Annotated in this window: 21 protein-coding genes; 10 read left to right on the forward strand and 11 right to left on the reverse strand. The window is 61.9% G+C overall.

Annotation, left to right across the window (positions count from 1 at the left end):
- Positions 1–332: 332 nt before the first annotated feature.
- The 11 genes from AC6CH8_RS20010 to AC6CH8_RS20060 form a co-directional block, all read right to left on the reverse strand.
- The gene (locus AC6CH8_RS20010) at positions 333–752 is read right to left on the reverse strand and encodes an ATP-binding protein (protein ID WP_498192026.1); all 420 of its coding nucleotides are present in this window, start codon (positions 750–752) and stop codon (positions 333–335) included.
- Positions 745–1,077 carry an STAS domain-containing protein gene (locus AC6CH8_RS20015; protein ID WP_091470163.1) on the reverse strand — a complete coding sequence of 111 codons (333 nt, stop codon included), beginning with the start codon at positions 1,075–1,077 and terminating at the stop codon, positions 745–747. Before AC6CH8_RS20015 ends, AC6CH8_RS20010 begins: the two co-directional genes overlap by 8 nt.
- Positions 1,067–3,043, reverse strand: coding sequence for a glycosyltransferase family 2 protein (locus AC6CH8_RS20020; RefSeq protein ID WP_498192027.1), 1,977 nt, complete (start codon positions 3,041–3,043; stop codon positions 1,067–1,069). Before AC6CH8_RS20020 ends, AC6CH8_RS20015 begins: the two co-directional genes overlap by 11 nt.
- Before the next feature lie 19 nt (positions 3,044–3,062).
- Positions 3,063–4,181: a PP2C family protein-serine/threonine phosphatase gene (locus AC6CH8_RS20025; protein WP_498192028.1), complete on the reverse strand. Its 1,119-nt coding sequence runs from the start codon at positions 4,179–4,181 to the stop codon at positions 3,063–3,065.
- A gap of 178 nt (positions 4,182–4,359) precedes the next feature.
- On the reverse strand, positions 4,360–4,827 hold the full coding sequence (gene bcp, locus AC6CH8_RS20030) for a thioredoxin-dependent thiol peroxidase (RefSeq protein ID WP_091470169.1): 468 nt from the start codon (positions 4,825–4,827) through the stop codon (positions 4,360–4,362).
- Positions 4,828–4,925: 98 nt separating this feature from the next.
- Positions 4,926–5,666, reverse strand: a complete 741-nt coding sequence (locus AC6CH8_RS20035; protein WP_498192029.1) for a winged helix-turn-helix domain-containing protein — start codon at positions 5,664–5,666, stop codon at positions 4,926–4,928.
- Positions 5,667–5,676: 10 nt separating this feature from the next.
- Entirely contained in the window at positions 5,677–7,026 is a 1,350-nt protein-coding gene (gene allB, locus AC6CH8_RS20040) for an allantoinase AllB (RefSeq protein WP_498192030.1), read from the reverse strand.
- Positions 7,019–8,188, reverse strand: a complete 1,170-nt coding sequence (locus tag AC6CH8_RS20045; protein ID WP_498192031.1) for a glycerate kinase — start codon at positions 8,186–8,188, stop codon at positions 7,019–7,021. The genes allB and AC6CH8_RS20045 overlap by 8 nt, the downstream gene beginning before the upstream one ends.
- 25 nt (positions 8,189–8,213) lie before the next feature.
- Positions 8,214–9,989: a glyoxylate carboligase gene (gene gcl, locus AC6CH8_RS20050; RefSeq protein ID WP_498192032.1), complete on the reverse strand. Its 1,776-nt coding sequence runs from the start codon at positions 9,987–9,989 to the stop codon at positions 8,214–8,216.
- Between the two features lie 126 nt (positions 9,990–10,115).
- Positions 10,116–11,051, reverse strand: coding sequence for a 2-hydroxy-3-oxopropionate reductase (locus AC6CH8_RS20055; protein WP_498192033.1), 936 nt, complete (start codon positions 11,049–11,051; stop codon positions 10,116–10,118).
- 71 nt (positions 11,052–11,122) lie between these two features.
- On the reverse strand, positions 11,123–11,926 hold the full coding sequence (locus AC6CH8_RS20060; RefSeq protein WP_105692055.1) for a hydroxypyruvate isomerase family protein: 804 nt from the start codon (positions 11,924–11,926) through the stop codon (positions 11,123–11,125).
- A 308-nt stretch (positions 11,927–12,234) separates the two neighbouring features.
- On the opposite strand from AC6CH8_RS20060, the gene AC6CH8_RS20065 reads away from it, so the two are divergent.
- The 10 genes from AC6CH8_RS20065 to AC6CH8_RS20110 all read left to right on the forward strand — a co-directional run bounded on the left by AC6CH8_RS20065 (position 12,235) and on the right by AC6CH8_RS20110 (position 21,780).
- On the forward strand, positions 12,235–12,756 hold the full coding sequence (locus AC6CH8_RS20065) for a hypothetical protein (RefSeq protein WP_498192034.1): 522 nt from the start codon (positions 12,235–12,237) through the stop codon (positions 12,754–12,756).
- Positions 12,757–12,797: 41 nt separating this feature from the next.
- The gene (locus tag AC6CH8_RS20070; RefSeq protein ID WP_498192035.1) at positions 12,798–13,172 is read left to right on the forward strand and encodes a helix-turn-helix domain-containing protein; all 375 of its coding nucleotides are present in this window, start codon (positions 12,798–12,800) and stop codon (positions 13,170–13,172) included.
- A complete protein-coding gene (locus AC6CH8_RS20075; protein WP_498192036.1) occupies positions 13,165–13,623 on the forward strand; it encodes a hypothetical protein in 459 nt (152 codons plus the stop codon). Before AC6CH8_RS20070 ends, AC6CH8_RS20075 begins: the two co-directional genes overlap by 8 nt.
- A 141-nt stretch (positions 13,624–13,764) precedes the next feature.
- Positions 13,765–15,252, forward strand: a complete 1,488-nt coding sequence (locus tag AC6CH8_RS20080; RefSeq protein WP_498192037.1) for a reverse transcriptase domain-containing protein — start codon at positions 13,765–13,767, stop codon at positions 15,250–15,252.
- Positions 15,242–15,808, forward strand: coding sequence for a hypothetical protein (locus AC6CH8_RS20085; RefSeq protein WP_498192038.1), 567 nt, complete (start codon positions 15,242–15,244; stop codon positions 15,806–15,808). The genes AC6CH8_RS20080 and AC6CH8_RS20085 overlap by 11 nt, the downstream gene beginning before the upstream one ends.
- A 446-nt stretch (positions 15,809–16,254) precedes the next feature.
- Complete coding sequence (locus AC6CH8_RS20090; RefSeq protein WP_498192039.1) at positions 16,255–17,250, forward strand: LacI family DNA-binding transcriptional regulator; 996 nt, start codon at positions 16,255–16,257, stop codon at positions 17,248–17,250.
- Positions 17,251–17,450: 200 nt separating this feature from the next.
- Positions 17,451–18,773 (forward strand): ABC transporter substrate-binding protein, encoded by a 1,323-nt coding sequence (locus AC6CH8_RS20095; RefSeq protein WP_498192040.1) that lies wholly within the window; start codon positions 17,451–17,453, stop codon positions 18,771–18,773.
- Positions 18,774–18,775: 2 nt separating this feature from the next.
- Positions 18,776–19,732, forward strand: a complete 957-nt coding sequence (locus tag AC6CH8_RS20100; RefSeq protein WP_498192042.1) for a carbohydrate ABC transporter permease — start codon at positions 18,776–18,778, stop codon at positions 19,730–19,732.
- A complete protein-coding gene (locus tag AC6CH8_RS20105; protein ID WP_420179047.1) occupies positions 19,729–20,631 on the forward strand; it encodes a carbohydrate ABC transporter permease in 903 nt (300 codons plus the stop codon). Before AC6CH8_RS20100 ends, AC6CH8_RS20105 begins: the two co-directional genes overlap by 4 nt.
- 45 nt (positions 20,632–20,676) lie before the next feature.
- Complete coding sequence (locus tag AC6CH8_RS20110) at positions 20,677–21,780, forward strand: Gfo/Idh/MocA family protein (protein WP_498192043.1); 1,104 nt, start codon at positions 20,677–20,679, stop codon at positions 21,778–21,780.
- Position 21,781 lies beyond the last annotated feature (1 nt).

The raw sequence follows: 21,781 nt of genomic DNA on the forward strand, positions 1-21,781 counted from the left end.
GCAATCCCAACAGATCCCACGACAAGGGCAGCGGCCAGCGCGAAGGGGCGTGCTGATGTTCGAAGCGTGCGGCAATTCATTTAGTCCCCAGTTTCGTTTAGCGCTCGACGGCGGATCTCACCGAATGCTTTCACGCAGACTTGTCGCGCGGCGATGGGCAGAACAACCCGTTGCGCCTGAAGCAGGTGGGAGGTGATAGAGCGTTGCGCCTGAAGCAGGTGGGAGGTGATAGAGCGTCGGGTTGAAGCGCGCGGGAGGTGATAGAGCGTGGCGCTCAAGCGCGCGGGAGGTGATAGAGCGTTGCGCTCAAGGGCGCGGGATGTGAGAGAGGATCAGGTATCGCGGGTCAGAATCCACGTGTTGGTGCCGTCTTGGCGCTCGAAAGTCACAGTGGTCACCAGCGCCTCGATGAGAGCCAACCCGCGCCCGGACTCCGCATCCGAATCCGGCATCGAAGCCTGCATGTCATTCGCAAATGGCTCACGGGCGTTGAAAGCACTAACCCGTGCCACCAGCCGAGTGGGACGGACGCTGATGTCCACGTCGATCTCCACGGGCTCGTCCGCCACAGGAAGCGCATGCTGCACGATGTTCGCCGCAGCCTCGATGACGGCCGTAGCGAAGGTCATCCGGTCCATGTCGGGCACGAAGGAGGCGTCGTCCCACAGGGCGTCCAACTCATTGTGGATGGCCTCGATGGCTTCCTCGTTGGACGGCCCGTGAAAGCCCCGGTGGGCGATGACCTCAGTCATCGCCGAACGCAGCTTCTGCGGTGGGGTACGCAGTGAGTACCCTGTCCATGTTGGTCAGTTCCAGGACCATTTTGACCTGCGGCTGCACTCCTGCGATACGAAGGTCACCGCCTGCCTGACGCGCAGCTTTGAGGCAGCCGATGAGTGCGCCGAGCCCGGAGGAATCCATGAAGTCGGTCTCTGCCAGGTTCACCACCACGCGGCTTGAGCCGGCGGCCACAACCTCGGCCACTACTTCCCGAAGCTTGGGCGCTGCCACCATGTTCAGCCGGCCCACGCTCTTCACCTCCGCGTAGGAGTCGTTGACCTCATAGCTAAACTGCATCTGCATTCCTCTCCTCGGGGCGCTCTGGCCCGACAACTTCGGGCACGAAACCCTTGTACAAAACTGCTTTGACCAGCACGCTCAGCACCACCAGATCGAACGCAACCCATGCCACGTTCACCAGTGTGCCAAGGGGCTCGGACATTCCGGCGAGTAGCCGGATAAGGCCAACAACCAGCGCCACCGCCAGCAGCACCGCCACGATGATCTGCGGCCGGATCAGGCTCCAACTGGGCCCGCCGCTTTGCCGGGCTTTGGGGGTGACCGCGAACCCGAGGGGACGCCCGAACCAAACGTTCCGGGCCGCCGTCGTGCAGGCCTTGATCCAGGTGGGGAACAACGCGAGGCTGTACTGCTGTCCGCGCCAGGTGGGAATCCCATGTCCGGCCACCAGGAACAGCAGTTGATTCACCACCATGAATGGAATGAAGCGGATGAAGAAGCCGAAACTGATGCTGTTGACCGGGAGGATGCCGAGCGTCAGGTAGATGATGGGCGCCGCGAAATAGACCACGGCAGCGAAGCCGCTCAGGTAGGTCCACATGGTGGAGAAGTACATGAGTCGCTGGCCCCACGTGAGCCGGCGTTGGACCAGGGGGTTCTCGCGGAGGAGGACCTGCATGGTGCCTTGGGCCCAGCGGAGACGCTGGGTCAGCATGGTCTTGACGTCCTCAGGGGCCAGCCCATTGGCGAGGATTTCGTGGTGGTAAACGCTCTTCCAACCCAGGCCATGCAGGCGCATCGCGGTGGCCATGTCCTCGGTGACGGAGATGGTGGCCAGCGGCATGATTGGCTGGGCCTCGTCGGTGCGTTCCACCGAGATGGCGTCCAGGACAGCGTGAACCGACTCGAGCGCACCCAGCGGGGACCAGTCGCGTCCGGACATACGGTCGACGGCGTCAGTCGCCACGGTTGTCACGCCCGACTCGCCGACGTGGGCGAGTTCCATGGCTGCGATCTCCTCGAGGTCCGATTGGAGTGCTGAGAAGTCGGCGGCCACGAGGGTGCGAACGGCATCGTCCACTTGGCGGCGAACCCGGTACGTGATTTCGCTGAGGGACGCTCCTGCTTCGAGTTCCTTCTGCGCGGATTCCGTAGCGGCCTCCACCTGGTTCAGCATTTGCTCAACCAGCGGGTTCTCTGCCTCGGGTGATCGGCGTGCCTTCTTAAGGGCGGTACGCGAAGCGGCGAGGGCTCGCCGGACACTCTTCTCGGTGGCTTTGACGTAGCCCACCAGGCCCAGCTGCATGAGGGCTTCCCGGCGGAGGACCGCATTGGACCCGCAGAAGAACGCCGCATTCCAGCCGTCCTTGCCCTGTTGGATGGGGCCGTAGAACAGGGGAGCCTGGCTGCCGAGGGGGTCGTCGGCGGGGACGTTGATGAAGTACTGCGGAGTCTGGACGAGCGCCACTTTGTCGTCGTTGAAGTAGCCCAGCGTCTTGTCCAGGATGTCAGGCTCGGGGATCTGGTCGGCGTCGAGAATCAACAGGTACTCGCCAGAGGTGACCATGAGCGCATTGTTCAGGTTGCCGGCCTTGGCGTGCCGCGGCATGTCCGGCGTCCAATCGGCGCCGCGGGTGACATAGCCAATCCCGTTGGATTCGGCGAGTTCGCGCATTTCGGGCCGGTCGCCGTCGTCGAGGATCCACGTACTGTGCGGCCAGCGGATGTCCTTGGCCGCCAAAGCCGTGGTCATCACCAGATCCAAGGGCTCGTTGTAGGTGGTGATGAAGACGTCCACTGTGGCCGTCTCCGGGGCAGGGGGTGGCGGTTTCCGGAATTTGATGTTCCACACGGTCAGGCCGAACAACATGACGTCGATCAGGCTGTACGTCTCGGCGATCACCAGCGGAACGGCGATCCACCACGCCTCCCAGTTCAGCGACGCCATCCAACGCCACGCTACGTAGTTGACGCCCAAAATGACCGTCAGCACAACGATCAGCCGAGTCCAGAAACGTGTCACAAATCCCCCCTTTTGCGGTCTACAGTCCTGCGTTTGGTTTTCGGCGTACGACGACGGCAGTCACGTCATCTTCGGCGGTCGCCGCAGGTGCCAACTCGAGCAGGGCGGCGCACACATCGTCGGCAGTAGCTCCGATCCGCGCCACCTTCTCCACGTTCCGTTGGAAGTCTTCCAAGGAATTGTGGGCGTCGAGCACGCCATCGCTGACGATAACCAGCGAATCGCCCGGCTCCAGGTCCAGCTCAGAAGCCGGCCACAGTTGGTCGTCCAGGATGCCGACGGGCGGTCCGGCGGAGACCAGCCGCCGCGCCGCCCCCTCAGCGGGAACGTGCAGCGCAAGCCCATGGCCGGCGTCGATATAGCTGAGCGTGCCCGAGGCACTGTCCAGGCGCGCGTGGAACATGGTGACGAAGGAACCGGACTGGTCCAGGTCAGAGGTAATGGTGGCGCTGGCCGAGCCGAACGCAGCGTCTATGGCCGGGGTGTCCGCCACGGACCGCATCACGGCGCGGACCGTTGCTGCGATCAGTGCGGCACCCATGCCCTTGCCCATGGCGTCCGCGAACGTGAAGTGCATGCCGTCACGGGTCTGGTACCAGTCGTAGAAGTCCCCACCAACGCTGCGCGAAGGGCGGAAGGCGCCAGCGACGTCGTAACCGCTGAGGCGGACCGTTTCGCGCGGCAGGAGGCTCTGCTGCACCACTGCTGCCCGGGCGAGTTCGTCGCTCTGGCCGGTGTCCTCGGCGGGCGCGGCGGGCGTGCGGGCGCGGCGGAACAGGGCACGGATGCGCGCCTGGAGTTCCTTGGGGCTGAAGGGTTTGTTGATGTAATCGTCCGCGCCGGTGTCCAGCCCGTTGAGCCGGTCAATCTCGTCGGCCCGGGCGGTGAGCATCAGGATGTAGGCGTCGGAGAATTCGCGGAGGCGACGGCAGACTTCCATGCCATCGATGTCCGGGAGGTTGATGTCCAGCGTCACCAGTTCGGCGTTGGTTCTGCGGACAGCTTCGACGCCGGAGAGACCGTCAGGTGCTTCCGTCACCACGAAATCGAGCTGCTCGAGGACGAGGACGAGGAGGCCGCGGATGTCAGCGTCATCTTCGACAACGACAGCGTGGCGCACGGGTGGGGAAGAGACCATGGCTCCATTAACTAATGCTGCTGGGTATTTGTCACGTTTAGTCACGACACATGAAACGCCCGCTCACAAAAGTGGGCGGGCGTTACACGATTTGTGCAGTTATATGCGAGAGGGTTTCCCTCAAGCCCTAGGGATGTGGAAGAGCGTTCGGCTCAAGCCCTAGGGACGTGAGAGAGGGTTAGACGCCCAGCTCTTCCTTGAGCGCCTGGACGTGGCCCTGCGCGGAAACCTGGTACTGGGTGAGCTTCACGGTGCCTTCGCCGTCGAGGACAACGGTGGAGCGGACCAGGCCTTCGACGATTTCGCCGTCGACCAGCTTCTCGCCCCAAGCGCCGTAAGCGAGTGCCACGGAGTGGTTTTCGTCGGAGAGCAACGGGAAGGTCAGGGCGAATTCACCGGTGAACTTAGCGAGGTCCTCGGGGCCGTCCGGGGAGATCCCGATGACGTCGTAGCCCTTGCCCTGCAGGCTGGCGAGATTGTCGCGGAAGTCGCAAGCCTCGGTGGTGCAGCCGGGGGTGGCTGCCTTCGGGTAGAAGTACACAATGACGTTGCGTCCGCGGTAATCGGACAGCGAGACCTTGGTGCCGTCGGCGTCGAGAAGCGCGAAATCAGGTGCTTGCGTTCCGACGAGGAGTTTCTGGGTCATGGCGATCCTTTACGTTTCACCGGCAAACAGCCGGCCTTCATTTCAAACAACAGCGGTCATGCAAATTGCGGGGGCGTTGATCTTTAACAACAGCGAACTTAGATGCTGTATTCCGCAGGTCCGCGCACTGTGGCATAGGGCCCTGGCACGAACTGGTAGCCGCCACCACGGACGGTGGCGACGGTGTGTCGGGCGGAGCCTAGCTTCCGCCGCACCCTTCCAACATAAACGTCGATCGAGCGAAATGCCGCGCCGGGGAGGTCAAATGACTCCAAAAAACGTTGCAATTCTTCACGACTGATGGCCCGTGAGCAGTTGACCACGAGGTAGCGCAGCAGCTTATATTCCATGCCAGTAAAGGAAACCGGCTCGCCGTCCAGCAGCACTACTTCAGCGGCGAGGTCCACCGCAAGTTGGCTGCGTCGGCTCGCCAACGTTACGGGCTCGACGGCGGTGCTGTCGCCCTCTGCTGTGGGCTCTGACTCTTTCGAACGAGTCACCGAACGCGCCTCCGCCAGGGCATCGGCGAGCGAGAGTGTGCCGTTGGTACCGGCGTCGGCGGCTTCCTGCGGAGTGCCGCCCCAGGAAGTGTCGCCGACGCCGGAGTGCTCTGCCCCGGTGGCGGGCCAGATGCGGACTTCCGCCTCCGGGGCAAGTTTCATGGCGCGGGCCAGCACAAGGCGTGCGGCCCGTTCCCAGACTGCGGGATCGATCTCGTCGCCCTCGGCCGGGTTGACCCAGAGCGCCAGGCCGTGTGCGGTCATGCCGTTCCGGCGCGCGGAAGACCCGCGGGCTGCGGATCCTCGCGACGGCGGTGGCCCGTAGGCATTGACTGCCATGGCCGTTGACCTAAACGTTGCCGCGGCGGAGCAGCTTGCCGCCGGGGTTCTGGCCGTCGATGGGGGTGCCGCGCAGGTAGGTTTTGCGGACGACGCCGGCCAGCGGACGGCCGTCGTATGGCGTGATCGGGTTCTTGTGCTTGAGCTTGGTGACGTCTACAACGAAGGCTTCGTCCGGGGCGAAGATGGAGAAGTCGGCGTCGTAGCCCAGGGCGAGCTGGCCCTTGTTGTGCAGGCGGGCCAAAGCGGCGGGCTTCTCGGCCATCCAGGAAACAACCTGTTCCAGCGGGATGCCGCGGTGGCGGGCTTCGGTCCAGATCAGGGACAGGCCGAGCTGCAGCGAGGAAACGCCGCCCCATGCCACTGCGAAGTCGCCGTTTTCCAGGTCCTTCAAATCCAGTGTGGAGGGGGAGTGGTCCGAGACGATGCAGTCGATGGTGCCGTCCTGCAGGCCCTTCCAGAGGAGCTCGCGGTTGGAGGCCTCGCGGATGGGCGGGCAGCACTTGTAGGCCGTGGCGCCGTCGGGGATTTCTTCGGCCATGAGGGTCAGGTAGTGCGGGCACGTCTCAACGGTGAGGTTGACGCCGTCGCGCTTTGCGGAGGCGATCATCGGCAGCGCGTCGGAGGAGGAGAGGTGCAGGATGTGGGCGCGGGCGCCGGTCCAGCGGGCACGTTCGATGACCTCCGCGATTGCCTTGTTCTCGGCGCCGCGGGGGCGGGAGGCCAGGAAGGTTTCGTAGTGGTCGCCGCCGGGGTGCGGAGCGCGGTCGATCGCGTGGGAGTCCTCGGCGTGCACGATCATGAGGGAGTCGAAGGACTTGAGTTCCTTCATGTCCTCTTCCATCTCATCCGCGTCCAGGTGCGGGAACTCGTCCACGCCGGAGTGCAGGAGGAAGCACTTGAAGCCGAAAACGCCTTCGTCGTGGAGCGGGCGGAGGTCGCTCTTGTTGCCCGGGATGGCGCCGCCCCAGAATCCGACGTCCACGAACGCCTGGTCCTTGGCGACAACGCGCTTCTGCTCCAAACCGTCCACGGTGGTGGTGGGCGGGATGCTGTTCAGCGGCATGTCGATAATGGTGGTCACGCCACCTGCAGCTGCGGCACGGGTGGCGGAGGCGAAGCCTTCCCACTCGGTGCGGCCGGGCTCGTTGACGTGGACGTGGGTGTCCACCAGGCCGGGGATGAGGGTTTCGTCGTCTGCGAGTTCGATGACCTCGTCGCCCGTCAGGCCGTTGCCCAGGGGTTCGATGGCGACGATGATACCGTCGCGGATGCCAACTTCGCGGGCTGCGAGTCCGGCGGTGGTCAGGATGCGCTGGCCCCGGATAACGAGGTCATAGGCGCCGATTGCTTCAGACATTGAGGTACTCCTTGTTTTCGGTCCGTTCCGCCAGGTACACGCCTATGTGCTTACCTAATTGTTCAAGCAACGGACCTGCTTCAGCGATACATTTTTGGACATCTTTTTCCAGATCGGTCAGGGCGTGGACCGTGTGGAAGCCGGCATCCGTGAGTTGTTCACGGCTCAGGGTACTCCGGCCGCACACTGCGATCACGGGAACCCCGTTCCGTTGCGCCGCCCGCGAGACGCCCATGGGGGTCTTGCCGAGCAGGCTTTGCTCGTCCAGGCTGCCTTCTCCGGTGATCACCAGATCGGCGCCTTTGAGCCTGTGCTCGAGTTCAGTGAATTCAAGCACGACGTCGATACCCGGCCGGCGCTCTGCCTTCAGTGCCGCGATGGCTATGTAGCCAACGCCGCCCGCTGCTCCGGCACCTTCGGCTTTGGCCGCAAACTTGGCGTGCTGGCCGGTGGTTGCCGCGAGCACGTCCACGAAGTGGCTTGCTGCCGCATCCAGTGCGGTGACGTCGTCCGGTGTCGCGCCCTTCTGTGGACCGAAGATGGCTGGGGCTCCGCTTGCCCCCAAAAGGGGATTGTCGACGTCGGACGCCAACACGAACTCTGTGGCCTCGACGCGGACGTCGAAGTTGGAGAAGTCGATGCTGCTCAGTTGTGCCAAGGCGGCACCGCCGCCGGGGAGTTCGTTGCCGTTCTTGTCCAGGAACACGGCGCCGAGGCCCTGCAGGACTCCTGCGCCGGCGTCGGTGTTGGCGCTGCCGCCCACACCCAGGATGATCTTGCGGCAGCCGAGGTCCAGCGCGGCGCGGATGAGTTCGCCCGTGCCGATGCTGGTTGCGTTTTTGGCGGTCTGGGACGTGGGGCCGTCCGGGAGGAGGGCGAGACCGGAAGCTGCCGCCATTTCGATGACAGCTTCCTGGTCCCGCACTGCGAAGTCGGCCTGCACCGGCTCGCCGAGCGGGCCGGTGACGGTGGTGGTCCGGCGGGTGAAGCCGGAGCCGATGGCGGCGTCGATGGTTCCTTCGCCGCCGTCGGCCACCGGAATGCGTGTTGCTTCAAAACCCTTCGAACCGAAGCCGGCGAGCAGGCCTGTTGCCAGGTGCTTGGCGACGTCGGGCGCGGACAGCGAGCCCTTGAATTTGTCCGGGGCGATGACAACACGCATTCCGGTGCCTCCTTCCTTTACTTACTTACGCTTTGGTCAGGATCGCGGTGGGTGCGTCCGCCGCGGTTTCTGCCATCTCTTCGAACTCGTTCACGCCGTTGATCTCAACGCCCATGGAGATGTTGGTGATCTTTTCCAGGATCACTTCAACAACCACGGGAACCTTGAACTCGCCCATGAGTGCCTTGGCCTTGTCGAAAGCGGCAGGCAGATCGTTCGGGTCTTCAACGCGGATGGCCTTGCAGCCCAGACCCTCGGCAACCTTGATGTGGTCCACACCGTAGCCGTTGGTCTCCGGGCTGTTGATGTTCTCGAAGGCCAGGGAAACGTTCTGCTCCATGTTGAAACCGCGCTGGCTCTGACGGATCAGGCCCAGATAGCTGTTGTTCACCACAACGTGGATGTACGGCAGGTTGAACTGTGCGCCAACGGCCAGTTCTTCGATCATGAACTGGAAGTCGTAATCGCCGGACAGGGCAACAACGGTGGCATCCGGGGTTCCACGAACAACGCCCAGTGCGGCGGGAGCGGTCCAACCCAGCGGTCCGGCCTGGCCTGCGTTGATCCATTTGCGCGCACCGAACACGTGCAGCATCTGTGCGCCGGCGATCTGCGACAGGCCAATGGTGGACACGTAGGTGGTGTCGCGGCCGAAGGCCTTGTTCATCTCCTGGTACACGCGCTGCGGCTTGATGGGCACGTTGTCGAAGTTGGTCTTGCGGTGCAGGGAACCCTTGCGCTCCTGGCATTCGGCAACCCAACCCGAGTAGTCCGGCAGGGTCTTTGCAGCCTGGCGTTCGCGAGCCAGCCCCAACAGACCGTCCAGCGCCGCACCGGCGTCGGACGCGATGCCCAGGTCCGGCGAGAAAACGCGACCGATCTGCGTCGGCTCAATGTCGATGTGAACGAACTTACGGCCTGCCGTGTAGGTGTCCAGGCCGCCGGTGTGGCGGTTGGCCCAACGGTTGCCGATGCCGATCACGAAGTCGCTCTGCAGGAACGTCTCGTTGCCGTAGCGGTGCGAGGTCTGCAGGCCAACCATGCCGGCCATCAGCTGGTGGTCATCCGGAATGGTGCCCCAACCCATCAGCGTGGGGATAACCGGAACGTTCAGGATCTCGGCCAGCTCAACCAGCTGAGCGGAAGCGCCGGCGTTGATGATGCCGCCACCGGCAACGATCAGCGGGTGCTTGGCAGCGGTCAGCAGGTCCAGGGCCTTTTCCAGCTGCTTGCGGGAAGCCTTGGGCTTCTCCACCGGCAGGGGCTCGTAGGCGTCGATGTCGAACTCGATCTCGGCCATCTGAACATCGATGGGCAGGTCCAGCAGGACCGGGCCCGGGCGACCCGAGCGCATCAGCTGAAAAGCCTTCTGGAACGCGCCGGGAACCTGGCCCGGTTCCAGAATGGTCATGGCGAACTTGGTCAACGGCTTGGCGATGGACTCGATGTCCACGGCTTGGAAGTCTTCCTTGTGCAGCTTGGCAACGGGTGCCTGGCCGGTGATGCAGAGCATGGGGATGGAATCGGCCTGGGCTGCGTACAGGCCAGTGATCATGTCCGTGCCTGCGGGGCCCGACGTGCCGATGCAGATGCCGATGTTGCCGTCAGCTGCGCGGCTGTAGCCGTCGGCCATGTGGCTGGCGCCTTCAACGTGGCGGGCCAGCGTGTGGCGGATGCCGCCGTGGGCACGCATTGCGGAATAGAAGGGGTTGATCGCTGCGCCTGGCAGGCCGAAAGCCTCGGTGGCGCCTTCCTTCTCCAGGATGGCGACTGCCGCATCAACGGTGCGCATCTTAGCCATGGTGTACTCCTTGTTTTTTGCCCTATCGGGCGAAGTCTGTGGTGTTTTTGGGTGTGGTGAGGGAGCCGCCGTCGTTTAAGTGCGACGGCGGGTTCCCTGCTTGTTGTTGCTTAGTTGCCTTTGGGCTTACTTACGGCCGCTGAGCTGGAGGACCTGCTTGAAGAGGCCCGAGTGGTCGAGGCCGCCGTCGCCCTGGTTGACGGTTGCGGCGACGAGCTGGGCGACGACTGCGCCGAGCGGGACAGCGACGTTGGCTTCGCGGGCTGCGGAGGTTACGATGCCGAGGTCCTTGTGGTGGAGGGCCAGGCGGAAGCCGGGGTCGAAGTTGCGGTCGAGCATCTTCTGACCCTTCTGCTCGAGGACCTTGGAGCCGGCCAAGCCGCCGCCCAGGACCTTCAGTGCTGCGTCGGTGTCTACGCCGTAGGCCTCAAGGAAGGCGATGGCCTCGCCGAGGACCTGAATGTTGACGGCTACGATCAGCTGGTTAGCTGCCTTTACGGTCTGGCCGGAGCCGGACGGGCCGACGTGGACGATGGTCTTGCCCACTGCGTTGAGGACATCCTGTGCTGCCTCGAAGTCTGCCGCTTCGCCGCCGACCATGATGGACAGGACAGCGTCAATGGCGCCCTGTTCGCCACCGGATACGGGAGCGTCGAGCGGGCGGATGCCTGCTGCTACGGCGTCGTCCGAGAGGCGCTTGGCGACATCCGGGCGGATGCTGGATGCGTCGATCCAGAGGGTGCCCTTCTTCGCGTTGGCAAAGACGCCGTCCTTGCCGCTGACTACACCCTCAACATCGGGGGAGTCGGGGACCATGGTGATGACGACGTCGGCGTCCTTGACTGCGTCCGCGATGCTGGTGGCACCCTGGCCGCCTTCGGAGACGAGCTTGTCGATCTTGTCCTGGCTGCGGTTGAAACCGGTGACCGTGTGGCCGGCCTTGACGAGGTTGATGGCCATGGGGAGGCCCATGATTCCGAGTCCGATGACTGCAACGTTGCTCATAGTAGTTCTCTTTCTGGGGAAGTCTGTGTGTGTTTTAACCCGGGTGTGCTTACCCAACTAGGTCGCATTAGTGCGCGTTTTGAGGGCCCTAAATGCGCTCTGCTGCTACTTAGTTGGGCGCCCCGTGCTTAGTTGGCGTTGGCGCGCTGGCGGATGGCCCAGCTGAAGGCCGATTCCTGCGGTTCCTTGTACTCGAGGCCGATGTAGCCGTCGTAGCCGAGTTCGCGGCTGCGGGCGATCCACTCGCCGAGGGGGAGCGTGCCGGTTCCGGGAGCGCCGCGGCCGGGGTTGTCGGCGATCTGGATGTGGCCGAAGTCCTTGGCGTGGTTCTCGATGACGGATTCGACGTCGTCGCCGTTGACTGCCAAGTGGTAGAAGTCGGCGAGGAGCTTGATGTTCTGTGCGCCCGATTCTGCCTTGACGCGGGCGATGACCTTGAGTGCGTCTTCGGCGGTGAGGAGCGGGTACTTGGGTGCGCCGCTGACCGGTTCGAGGAGGACGGTGCCGCCGATGCGGGCGACGCCTTCTGCTGCTGCGGCGAGGTTCTTGGCCGCGAGTTCGTCCTGCTCTTCAGGGGTGAATTCGTCCTGGCGGTTGCCGTAGAGGGCGTTGAAGGCCTTGCAGCCCAGGCGCTCACCGATGCCGGCTACGACGTCGATGTTGTCCTTGAACTCGGAGCAACGTCCCTTCCAGGAAACCAGGCCGCGGTCGCCGCCGGGCATGTTGCCGGCGTTGAAGTTCAGGCCCGTGAGCTGAACACCGGCGTCCTTAATGGCGGTTTCGAACTCGGTTGTCTCTTTGTCGGTGGGAACCGAAGTGGCGAAGGGCCACCAGAACTCGACGGCGTCAAAACCGGCTGCCTTCGCGGCGGCGGGGCGCTCGAGCAAGGGCAGCTCCGTCAGGAGGATGGAGCAGTTCACTGTGTACGTCATCGTAGGTCCTTCCGAGGAGGGGCTTTGATCTATCTTCCCTGTGCTTCGACGAGGCCTTGGTGCTTGGCTTAGGTTTCCGCTTTGTGGAATTTAGATTCTGCTTTATGAAAAGTTTAGGGAAGGTGGGGGTGGGAGTCAAGGGGGTGGGTGGTGAGGTGGGGGTTCGGGATACCAGAAGTGCGGAATGGGAATATCCGTCAGGATCTTCGCATGATGAAGTGCCGCCTCGGCGCGCTCGGGTCGATATGGGGGTGCCTGGGGGCTCCTTGCGCGACGGTCGTAGGGGTCTGACTAGTTAGTATGTTGAAGTGAATTATGACCGTTCGACATCGCGCTGCTCCTCGTCTGTGACCATTGGCTTCCATTGGTTTGATGGGGTTAGTAGTGATCAGGCCGCAGTCGAGAGGGCTACCGAGCGGTTCATGGCGGCGCTGAGCGGACCAATTCGTCTTTGGAACCCGTACAGCAGTTCTATGGTCAAGTCTGAATTCAAGGGGCGGATCCGAAAAGCGTGCGCGGGAGCACTCCTGCCGGTTGACGAAGTCAAAGGGGTGGATGAGGAGCGTCCGGCTCCGCTGTACGAGATCCGGTGGCAGGACGTCAATGTGACGGAACGCGAATCTCCCACTGCATCGCCAGTTCATCTGACGGTGTTGGTGCGCATGTACCACTCCGAGCCGGCGGAAGAGCCTGAAGTCTTCATCGGCCATCACATACATGAGAAAGTCACGGATGCAGGAGTTCATATCTACGCGGCACAGGATGCGGAGATCGCCGTTGCTCGCAACTTGTACTACTTGGGCGAGGGCCGTCGATGGGAGATGCCGTGATCATCTTGGCCGCAGGCCGCATCGCATATAGACTTTAATCTATGATGGAAGAAATCGCGCGCATCGAGGCTCGTGCCGACGCCCTTGTGGAGGCGCACGATCAACTGATGCGGTCACTCATTGATCTACGCAAGCGACATGGGATTTCGCAGGAAGTGGTCGCCGAACGAATGAGCGTCAGTCAACCCACGGTTGCTGCATTCGAGCGCTACGACAGCAACCCTACGCTTTCCACAATCCGACGCTACGCCCTAGCTGTGGGAGGGCGCATTCAAAACAGTGTCATTGATGACTGCGAAGAGCATGCCCTGCCATTTGAGATGCTCGCTGAAACCGTGCACATTCCTATGAGGGTCCAGGCTGCCCCAAAAAGTACATGGCGGGCGCCGCGCATGCGGACGATGGCGGGTGTGTAAGATCGACATCCAGGCATTCGTTAACGCCGTATCACTTGAGTCGGTCACGTTCATGGAATTATCAGCGAAGCGTGCCAATGAAGACGCGACTCACGACTCGCTTTTTAAACAGGATACGTACGAAATCGAGCCGGAATTCACTCTTCAATTCGCTCGAAACGACGAGGCGGGCAAGTTTCGTGTTCGATTGGCGACACTGATTGATTCGGAACCTGGCACAATCATGGTGGACGCTGCGGCCGAGTACGAGGTGAACGGTCTGGATATGGATGCTGTTCCTGAGGAGATTCTGCTCGATTTCGCGAATCAGGTTGCCGTATTCGCCATCATTCCGTTCCTGAGGCAGGGTGTCTCGGACATGACGCAAAGGGTCTTTGGAGTTCCTCTGACGATGCCGATGTATCGCCGCGGAGAGCTTGTGTTTACAGCAAGGCCCCAATCCGTCGACTGACGAAGCTGCAATCCAGCTGGCTTTCGATCGGGTTGGACAAAACATGGTAGGTAGGATTCGCCTCACTTCGGCGATTCTCCATTGCCTGTCAATGGCCTAGCGAAATGATCAAGAATCCCACTGCTACAGGAACGATTTTTCATGCACCTCGCATCTCCAGTGGCGGCACGTCTGCCGTTCAACCTCGCAGCGGAAAAGACGGTAGCCACGTCTCTCACACTCATGCCGCACCTAATATCTGAGCGTTCACTGGCCGATGCAACGAAAAAACTAGCGGAATCTACGGGTGCTCGGTTCACTGCAGGACATTCGCCCGCTATTGAGACGTTGGCGATGCCTAAGCACGGCTTGGGTCCTCGACCGATAGGCCTTCTTTCTCCGGAAACCAGGACCCTCTATGAAGCCCTAGTTGAAATCCTTAAGGGTGGGCTTCCTGAACCGTCGCGTTCTGGTGATATGGAGGTGCACAATGATTTTGGAAGTGAGTCAACACGACCTCAGGAAGCCTTATTGGTCGACTTCGATATTGCGGCGTGCTACGAATACATAGACCACCAGATTCTTGCCGACGAGCTAGTCCTTCAAACTCTTGACGCTGCCCCGGTTGCCAGCTTGCATGATCTATTCGTCGACATCTTCCCGCGGGGGCTGGGCTTACCGCAAGCTATGGAGTGCAGCCACCTTCTTGCTGACGCCTATTTGAATCAACTTGAGCGTGGTATTGCTCGAGCGGGCTACGAAGTTCACAGATATGCCGATGACTTCAGAGTTGTTACCGCGAATTGGGGAGATGCCCACGAAGCAATTGAGCGCGCAGTTGAAGTTGCTCGAGGAATTGGACTCGTGCTTGCGGACGGCAAGACTAAGATCCGCTCTGCACGACAGATTCGCGAAGAAAAGCAACTGCGTGAGGCTGCCTTCCAGAAGTACAAAGATGACGCAGCCGATGAGCTCCGCTCTATTGAGCACGTCAGGGTTGGATATGAGGACTTTGATGTTGTGCTCTCAGAGCCCGATGACGAGGAAGTCGATTTTGCGGCGTTGTCCGGGGTTGTCAAGGACTGGGCTCAAGGGGATCCCGAGCAACGCGGAATCCACACGCACTACGGCACTAGAGCTCTAAAAGTGCTCACGACCGCGCCCGAGAGGATTCGGGATGAGTGGTTGGTAGAAATAGCTCGTCGAGAACCAATTCGACTCTTTAATATTGTGAAGTACTTGACGGGCAGGCAAGAGACCGATGCGAACTGGGCTGCCCTTGGCCAGCTAATTCAGATGCCACGTCAGAGTCCTTGGGCCCGCCTTTGGATGATCAATTTGGGCAACTCACTGCAGTCTGGAAATTCGTCGGGCGAATCCGGTGTTGTTGCGTGGGCTCAGAGTCTTCTCAATGATCGCTTTGAGTCTGTGCGTGCGGAGGCCGCCTGGTTCCTGGCAAAACGAGGCAAGGTTTCGTCCGATCGTTTGGGCGAGCTATTCGTGGGAGCCACCGATGTCACTCGTCTGGGCCTTGCGGCCAGTGCAGGTTGCTTAGATGGAGGTACGGCCAGTAAGGCTGGCAAGGCATTGCAAACCGATTCGGCGCTGACACGTGCCGCATACGATTGGGCGTCGTCAGGTGATCGTTGATGCTGACGTCCGATCGACGACGGAGGCGACTCTGCGGTCCCTTCATCGACTTGTTGCTGCCGAACGGGGCGACCCTGCGGCGCAAATAGTCACTTCGGTTACGCTTGTCGAAGGGCTTGTTGATCAGTTTATTGAGGATCTGGTATCCGAATCGGGACTATCGAAGACTCGATTTGGCCGTAAGCTTATCCAGCAAAGTTCGAACTCTTTTCATCAATCTTGGGATGAGCGGAATAGCTGGCTTAACGGCGGGTTTGGAATCGCTTTACAGCAGGATCAGGTAGGGCAAAATTTTAGTATTCTAATTGAAGTAAGAAATGCTATTATCCACGGAAACAGTCAACTCACCGATCGCCAAATGAAGAATTTTTTGAGGGTGATTGCATTGCGCAAAGGGATAGTTTCAGCCTTGGGATCTGAGCTTCAAGGACGTCAGGTTGTGCTTGGCCAGAAATCGGGGCGTCTTGCCGTTGATGTAGCAATTAAGTATGTGTTGGCGCTAGACAAGAAAGCGTTAGCTGTGATTGCCGCACGGACTTGTGGCGACGAGGACTGAGAATAGCCTGGATCAAGATACCCGTTCTGTTCTGGCGCGACCACGCTTGCGGCGTCTCCTGTCTAACGGCAGATTGTCACGGTCAGCAGTCCGTGCCCCGTGCTGCCTGTTCAAATGAAAGCCATGAGCTGAAAAAGCCGGAACCTGCAGGAGGATCGCCAGTAGGTCAGGTTGGCGACGCCCAATGCAGGAAGTCTTCAGGCCGAGCGTGTCCGTCCCCTCGGCCTTAGCGCGGTCGTCAGGATCAGCACGCCAGGAGTCTCTTTCAGTCAGACAGGCGAGGTGAAATTGACAACCATCTGTATTGGGACACCTGTTTCACAAGCTCAAGTTGGCTGTGCGACTAACCGATCCGTCGCGGCCTCACCTTCTACAGCTAAGCTGGGGAGCGCCGGTCGACGTGGCAGTGCTAATCGTCAGCAACTCTCCGCGGAAGGACAAAACTAATGGCTCGGCCGACAGTTCAGGACGTCGCCAGGACGGCGGGGGTGTCCGTAGGGACGGTGTCCCGCGTCTTGAACGGGAGCCCTGCTGTCAGCGAGGCGGCCAAGGAGAAGGTCAACACCGCGATCCGTCAGCTCAGCTATCGTCCTCTCGCCTCAGCAAGGGATCTCCGAAGAGACCGCACGATGCGCGTACTCGCCCTAGCGAAGAACTTGGACTCGCTGGTGATCAGCGAAGTCTTTCGCGGTGTCGGCGATGCCGCCGCGGACTCAGGCTACGTCAGCCTCATTGCGGCGACCGATGGCGACCTCGATCGCGAGCAGCAGCTCGTGGACATGCTACGCAACGGTTCCGTGGACGGATTGGTCATCTTCTCGCCAACGATGCCGGACGACGACGTCAACGCTGTCGCCGAACAACTGAGCGTTATCCAGGTCTGCGAAATCGTCGACGCCGAGGCTGCATTCGGGGTGTCCATTGATGACCGACAGGCTGCCTACGACATCACCAAACATCTGATCGACACGGGTGCCAAGAAACTAGCCATGCTCGCCCACAGGGGTGCCCGCTCCGGCCAGCTGCGTGAGGAAGGATTCCGCCAGGCGCTCACGGAAGCGGGCCTGGAACAAGACCAGATCCTGCTCGGCGAGGGCAACTTCGGGTTCCATGCCGGTCGCCGCCTAACCAAGACACTCCTGGAAACAAAAGACCTTCCGGACGCCGTTTTCTGCGGAACCGACGTAGTCGCGGCCGGCTGCGTCCGTGAACTCACCGATGCCGGACTACGAGTTCCAGACGACATCGCCGTGGCAGGTTTCGATGACTCCGCCCAGGCAGAAATGTGCGTCCCGGAGCTAACCACCGTAAGGCAGCCCGCCTACGAAATGGGCCGAGTAGCCTTTGCGGAGCTCCTGGAACGGATGACCGTGGAGGGTTCGCATCGCAAGGGAAGAACCTTCCTCCCACACGAACTCGTCATCAGGGACTCCACCAAATAAAGAGGGTTGACAGCCCAAGGTGGCCCCTGTCACACTATTTTGGAATCGATTCCACGGCCTCAAGGCCGATTCTTTTGACCACATTTGGAATCGATTCCACGGATCAAAACGAACCACCGGCAAAGAAGCCAACCTCAGGACGCGGGACAGTCAAAGCGCGCACTGAACCCCACCGCCCACAGACCCCAAAGGAGCCACTTGTGGACTTGAACCGACCTGCTTCCCCGCTCCAGAGCCAGAACCAAGCAACGCCCCGCAACCGAAAAGCTCTCGCATCAGCCGCTATCGCAGCCGCAGCCCTCCTCCTCAGTGCGTGCGGCGGGGGAGCAGCACCCCAGGGTGCCGAACAAGCGGCAGCTGCCGATCCGGCGTCGGGCGCTAATGCCAGCGGGGCAGTCAACACCTGCGGCGTCAAGGACGCAAGCGGTATCTACAAGGGCACGGCGGAGGCGTTCACGAAGGCGAACGGCAAGGTCACGGCCAAGTACACCGAGATCGGCGCCACCACGGACGAGGCCCGCACGCAGATCGTGCAGCGGCTCGAAGGCAAGTCCACCGAGTGCGACATCTTCATCACGGACGTCATCTGGACCTCCGAGTTCGCCTCCCAGGGCTGGCTGCTGGACCAGACCAAACTGGTGGAAGCCAACAAGGATCGGCTCATTCCCTCCACTGTGGAAACCACCAAGTACCAGGACAAGTACTGGGGCTCGCCGTTCTTCACCAACGCCGGCTTGATCTACTACCAGAAGGACAAGGTAGCCAAGCCCGAGTCCTGGCAGCAGCTCTACGCAGAAGCCGCCAAGGCTCCCGGCAACGGCTTCGTCTACCAGGGCAAGCAGTACGAGGGCCTCACGGTGAACTTCCTCGAAATGCTTTACAGCGCAGGTGGCGAAGTCCTCGATGACCAAGGCAACGTCAAGATCGACTCGCCAGAGACCCGCGAAGTCCTCGACTTCATGAGCGACGGACTCAAGAACGGCTCGGCCGACCGCGCCGTCCTCACCTACAACGAAGACCCGGCCCGCCTCGCCTACGAGTCCGGCGACTTTGGATACCAGCGCAACTGGCCGCACGTGTACCGCCTGCTCAACGCGACACCGTTGGCGTCCAGCTTCGCGGTCGCGCCGTTGCCGGCATGGGAAGGCGCCAAGGCCTCCGGCGTGCTGGGCGGCTGGAACCTGGCGATCTCGGCCCACTCCACCAACCAGGCCGGGGCTGTAGCGTTCATCGACTACGCCACCAGCCCGGACTGGCAGAAGCATGTGGCCATGGACTACTCACAGGCCCCGGTCAACGAAGCCGCCTACTCTGACCCGGCGGTCCTGCAGAAGATGCCGTTCGCCACGGAACTCCTCGCCTCCGTGAAGGGTGCCAAGCCGCGCCCGATCTCCCCGGTCTACCCGCAGATCAGCCAGGCGATCTACAAGAACGTCTACGCCGTCCTCTCCGGCACCGCCTCCACCGAGGAAGCCGTGCAGAAGATGGACGAGGAAATCACCGCCGCCAAGGCGAGCTTCTGATCATGGCCATCAAGACACTCCTACCGGGCCGCAGCCCTAGCGGCGCACCGGCCCGCCCCGTAAGCGGCCGCGACCGCGCCGAGCGCAAGCTCGCGTTCCGCATGACCGCGCCGTCGCTGGTCATCATGGCGCTGGTTGCCGCGGTCCCCATCGGCTACGCGATCTGGCTCTCACTGAACCAGTACAGCGTCCGCACTGCCGGCCTGTCCCGCTTTGTCGGACTGGAAAACTACATCGCCGCGCTGACCAGCTCAGAGTGGTGGGCAGCATTCGGCCAGACCTTCCTCTTCGCAGGCCTCTCGGTCAGCCTCGAACTCATCCTCGGCACGGCCATGGCGCTCCTGCTCAACCTCGCGTTCAAGGGCCGCGCCGTCCTGCGCACCGTGGTTCTGCTGCCGTATGCGATCATCACCGTGGTCAGCGCCATCACCTGGCAAACGATGTTCCAGCCCAACATGGGCCTGGTCACCAACGTCCTTTCCACGCTGGGACTGCCGGGCGGCGACGTCGTCTGGCTCGGTGAGCACGGCTACGCGATGGCCGTGATCGTCATGGCCGACGTCTGGAAGACCACGCCCTTCGCGGCGCTCATCATCTTGGCCGGCTTGCAGGTCATCTCCGCCGAAACGTACGAGGCCGCGGAACTCGACGGCGCCAGCAAATGGCAGACCTTCGTGAACATCACCCTGCCGCTGTTGCGTCCGGCGATCGTCCTCGCCGCGATCTTCCGCACCATGGACGCCCTCCGCGTCTTCGACCTGCCGTTCGTCCTCACCCGCGGCGCCAACGGCACCGAATCCATGTCCATGCTCGCCTACATCCAGCTGCGCGAAAACCGGCTCGTGGGCGAAGGCTCGGCGCTGTCCATCCTGACCTTCCTCACCGTCATGGTGGTTTCGGTCATCTACGTCCGCTTCGCCGGCGGCAACATCCGCGACGTCGCGAAGGAGGAACAATGAGCACGTTGACTGCAGAACGCCCGACGGCGGAACTCGCCACTCGCGCCAAGGCGCCGAAGCGTCGTCGGTTGCGTGGGGAAGCGAAGCTGCATCCGATGGTTTGGGTGTTCGTCATTGCCGTGATGGGCTTCTCGCTCATCCCGTTCTACTGGCTGGTCAACACCTCCCTTAAGAAGGGCGCGAGCCTGTCCCAAGGTGAGCTCTTTCCGAGCCAGCCGACCCTTGAGAACTATCTGGTGGTCTTCCAGAACCCCGAGTTCCTCCTGGCCTTGCGCAACTCGGTGATTATCGCCGTCGTGACTACAACCGTGGCGCTGGTGTTCGCGTCCTTCGCCGCCTATGCGCTGGCCAGGCTGAAGATGCGCCGCAAAGCGATGATTCTGACGCTGATCCTCTCGGTGACAACGTTCCCGGCCATCGCCATCGCGGCCCCGATGTTCTCCATCTGGCGCGAAATCGGCCTGTACGACACTTTGCTGGGGCTGATCATTCCGAAGCTGACCTTCGCGTTGCCGCTGGCGATCTACACGCTGACGTCGTTCTTCAAGGAGATCCCGCGTGAGCTGGAGGAATCCGCGTATATGGATGGCGCCACACCGTTTGTCGCCTTCCGGAAAGTCATCCTGCCCTTGGCCATCCCCGGCCTGGCGACGACGGCGATTCTGGTGTTCATCTCGGTCTGGAACGAATTCCTCCTGGCCGTCACATTGACCACATCGCCGGAATCACGCCCCGTCCCGGTGGCTATCGCGTTCTTCAGCGGCACCAGCGAGTTCGACCAACCCCTCGGCACCATCAGCGCCGCGTCGGTGATCATCACCATCCCGCTCGTTATCTTGGTGCTCCTCTGCCAGAAGCGCATCGTGTCCGGCATGACGGCCGGTGCCGTCAAAGGCTAGCCCTTTCAACCCGAACCTAGAAACCCCAGAAAGAACAGGAACAACGTGAGCATTCAGCAGCAGGCCCCGTCCACAACCCTCAAGGTGGGAGTTGTGGGCATTGGTTGGGCCGGCCAGCAGCACCTCAAGGCGTACAGCAACATTTCCGGCGTCGAAATTGTCGCCGTCGCCGGCATGGAAGCTGACCTTCTTGCCCAGCTGAAGGAGGAATACAGCATTCCCCACGCCTTCGCCCGCTGGGAAGACATGATCGAGCTCGAAGGCCTCGACGCCGTGAGCGTCGCCGTGCCGACGTTCCTGCACGCGCCGATCGCTATTGCGTCGCTCGAGCGGGGACTGCATGTGCTGAGCGAAAAGCCGTTGGCGCGCAACGCCGTCGAAGGCCAACAGATGGTGGACGCCGCCCGCAAGGCTGGCCGGGTCCTGGACGTGGCGTTCAACCACCGCCGCCGCGGCGATATCCAGGCCCTGAAAGAAGTGATCGACGCCGGCACGCTGGGACGCCCGTACTACGCCAAAGCGTCGTGGCTCCGTCGCCAAGGAATCCCGATGCTGGGCAGCTGGTTCACCAACCCGGAACTCGCCGGTGGTGGTCCGCTGGCTGACATCGGCGTGCACGTTCTGGACTACTCGTTGCACCTCCTGGGCGAGCCCAAGGTACTGTCCGTCTCGGCGTCGACCCACTCCGAACTCGGTCCGCGCGGCCTCGGCGGCAACGCCCGCTACACAGCTTCGAACTCGAGTCATAAGTTTGAGGTGGAAGACTTCGCTTCGGCGTTCATCAGGCTGAAAGGCGGCGGTACCTTGATCCTGGAAGCGGGATGGGCCACGTACCGCGACGAGCGGGACCTGATGGACTTCACCGTTTACGGGACCGACGGCGGAGCGGACTTGCGCTCGGTCGGCGCCTCCGAGAACCCGGTTGCGGACGTGCACGTCTTCACCGAGAAGGACGGCGAGAACGCCGACTTCGAAGTGGTGGCCGAACCCGGGCGAGCCCACCAGGCCGTCGTCGACGATTTCATTGCCGCCGTGCGCGGCGGTGAGACCGTGTGGGGAAGCCACGACGGGTCCCTTGCCCTCAGCCGAGCTCTGGTGCTCGATGCCTGCTACAAATCCGCCCTCGAACAACGTGAAGTGGTGCTCTGAA

The sequence above is a fragment of the Paenarthrobacter sp. GQ52 genome (assembly GCF_059759005.1).

Bases quoted from the DNA above. Each gene is read 5' to 3' on its own strand.
- AC6CH8_RS20010 (WP_498192026.1), bottom strand. From the start codon at position 752: ATGACTGAGGTCATCGCCCACCGGGGCTTTCACGGGCCGTCCAACGAG.
- AC6CH8_RS20015 (WP_091470163.1), bottom strand. From the start codon at position 1,077: ATGCAGTTTAGCTATGAGGTCAACGACTCCTACGCGGAGGTGAAGAGC.
- AC6CH8_RS20025 (WP_498192028.1), bottom strand. From the start codon at position 4,181: ATGGTCTCTTCCCCACCCGTGCGCCACGCTGTCGTTGTCGAAGATGAC.
- bcp (WP_091470169.1), bottom strand. From the start codon at position 4,827: ATGACCCAGAAACTCCTCGTCGGAACGCAAGCACCTGATTTCGCGCTT.
- AC6CH8_RS20035 (WP_498192029.1), bottom strand. From the start codon at position 5,666: ATGGCAGTCAATGCCTACGGGCCACCGCCGTCGCGAGGATCCGCAGCC.
- allB (WP_498192030.1), bottom strand. From the start codon at position 7,026: ATGTCTGAAGCAATCGGCGCCTATGACCTCGTTATCCGGGGCCAGCGC.
- AC6CH8_RS20045 (WP_498192031.1), bottom strand. From the start codon at position 8,188: ATGCGTGTTGTCATCGCCCCGGACAAATTCAAGGGCTCGCTGTCCGCG.
- gcl (WP_498192032.1), bottom strand. From the start codon at position 9,989: ATGGCTAAGATGCGCACCGTTGATGCGGCAGTCGCCATCCTGGAGAAG.
- AC6CH8_RS20060 (WP_105692055.1), bottom strand. From the start codon at position 11,926: ATGACGTACACAGTGAACTGCTCCATCCTCCTGACGGAGCTGCCCTTG.
- AC6CH8_RS20070 (WP_498192035.1), top strand. From the start codon at position 12,798: ATGATGGAAGAAATCGCGCGCATCGAGGCTCGTGCCGACGCCCTTGTG.
- AC6CH8_RS20080 (WP_498192037.1), top strand. From the start codon at position 13,765: ATGCACCTCGCATCTCCAGTGGCGGCACGTCTGCCGTTCAACCTCGCA.
- AC6CH8_RS20090 (WP_498192039.1), top strand. From the start codon at position 16,255: ATGGCTCGGCCGACAGTTCAGGACGTCGCCAGGACGGCGGGGGTGTCC.
- AC6CH8_RS20100 (WP_498192042.1), top strand. From the start codon at position 18,776: ATGGCCATCAAGACACTCCTACCGGGCCGCAGCCCTAGCGGCGCACCG.
- AC6CH8_RS20105 (WP_420179047.1), top strand. From the start codon at position 19,729: ATGAGCACGTTGACTGCAGAACGCCCGACGGCGGAACTCGCCACTCGC.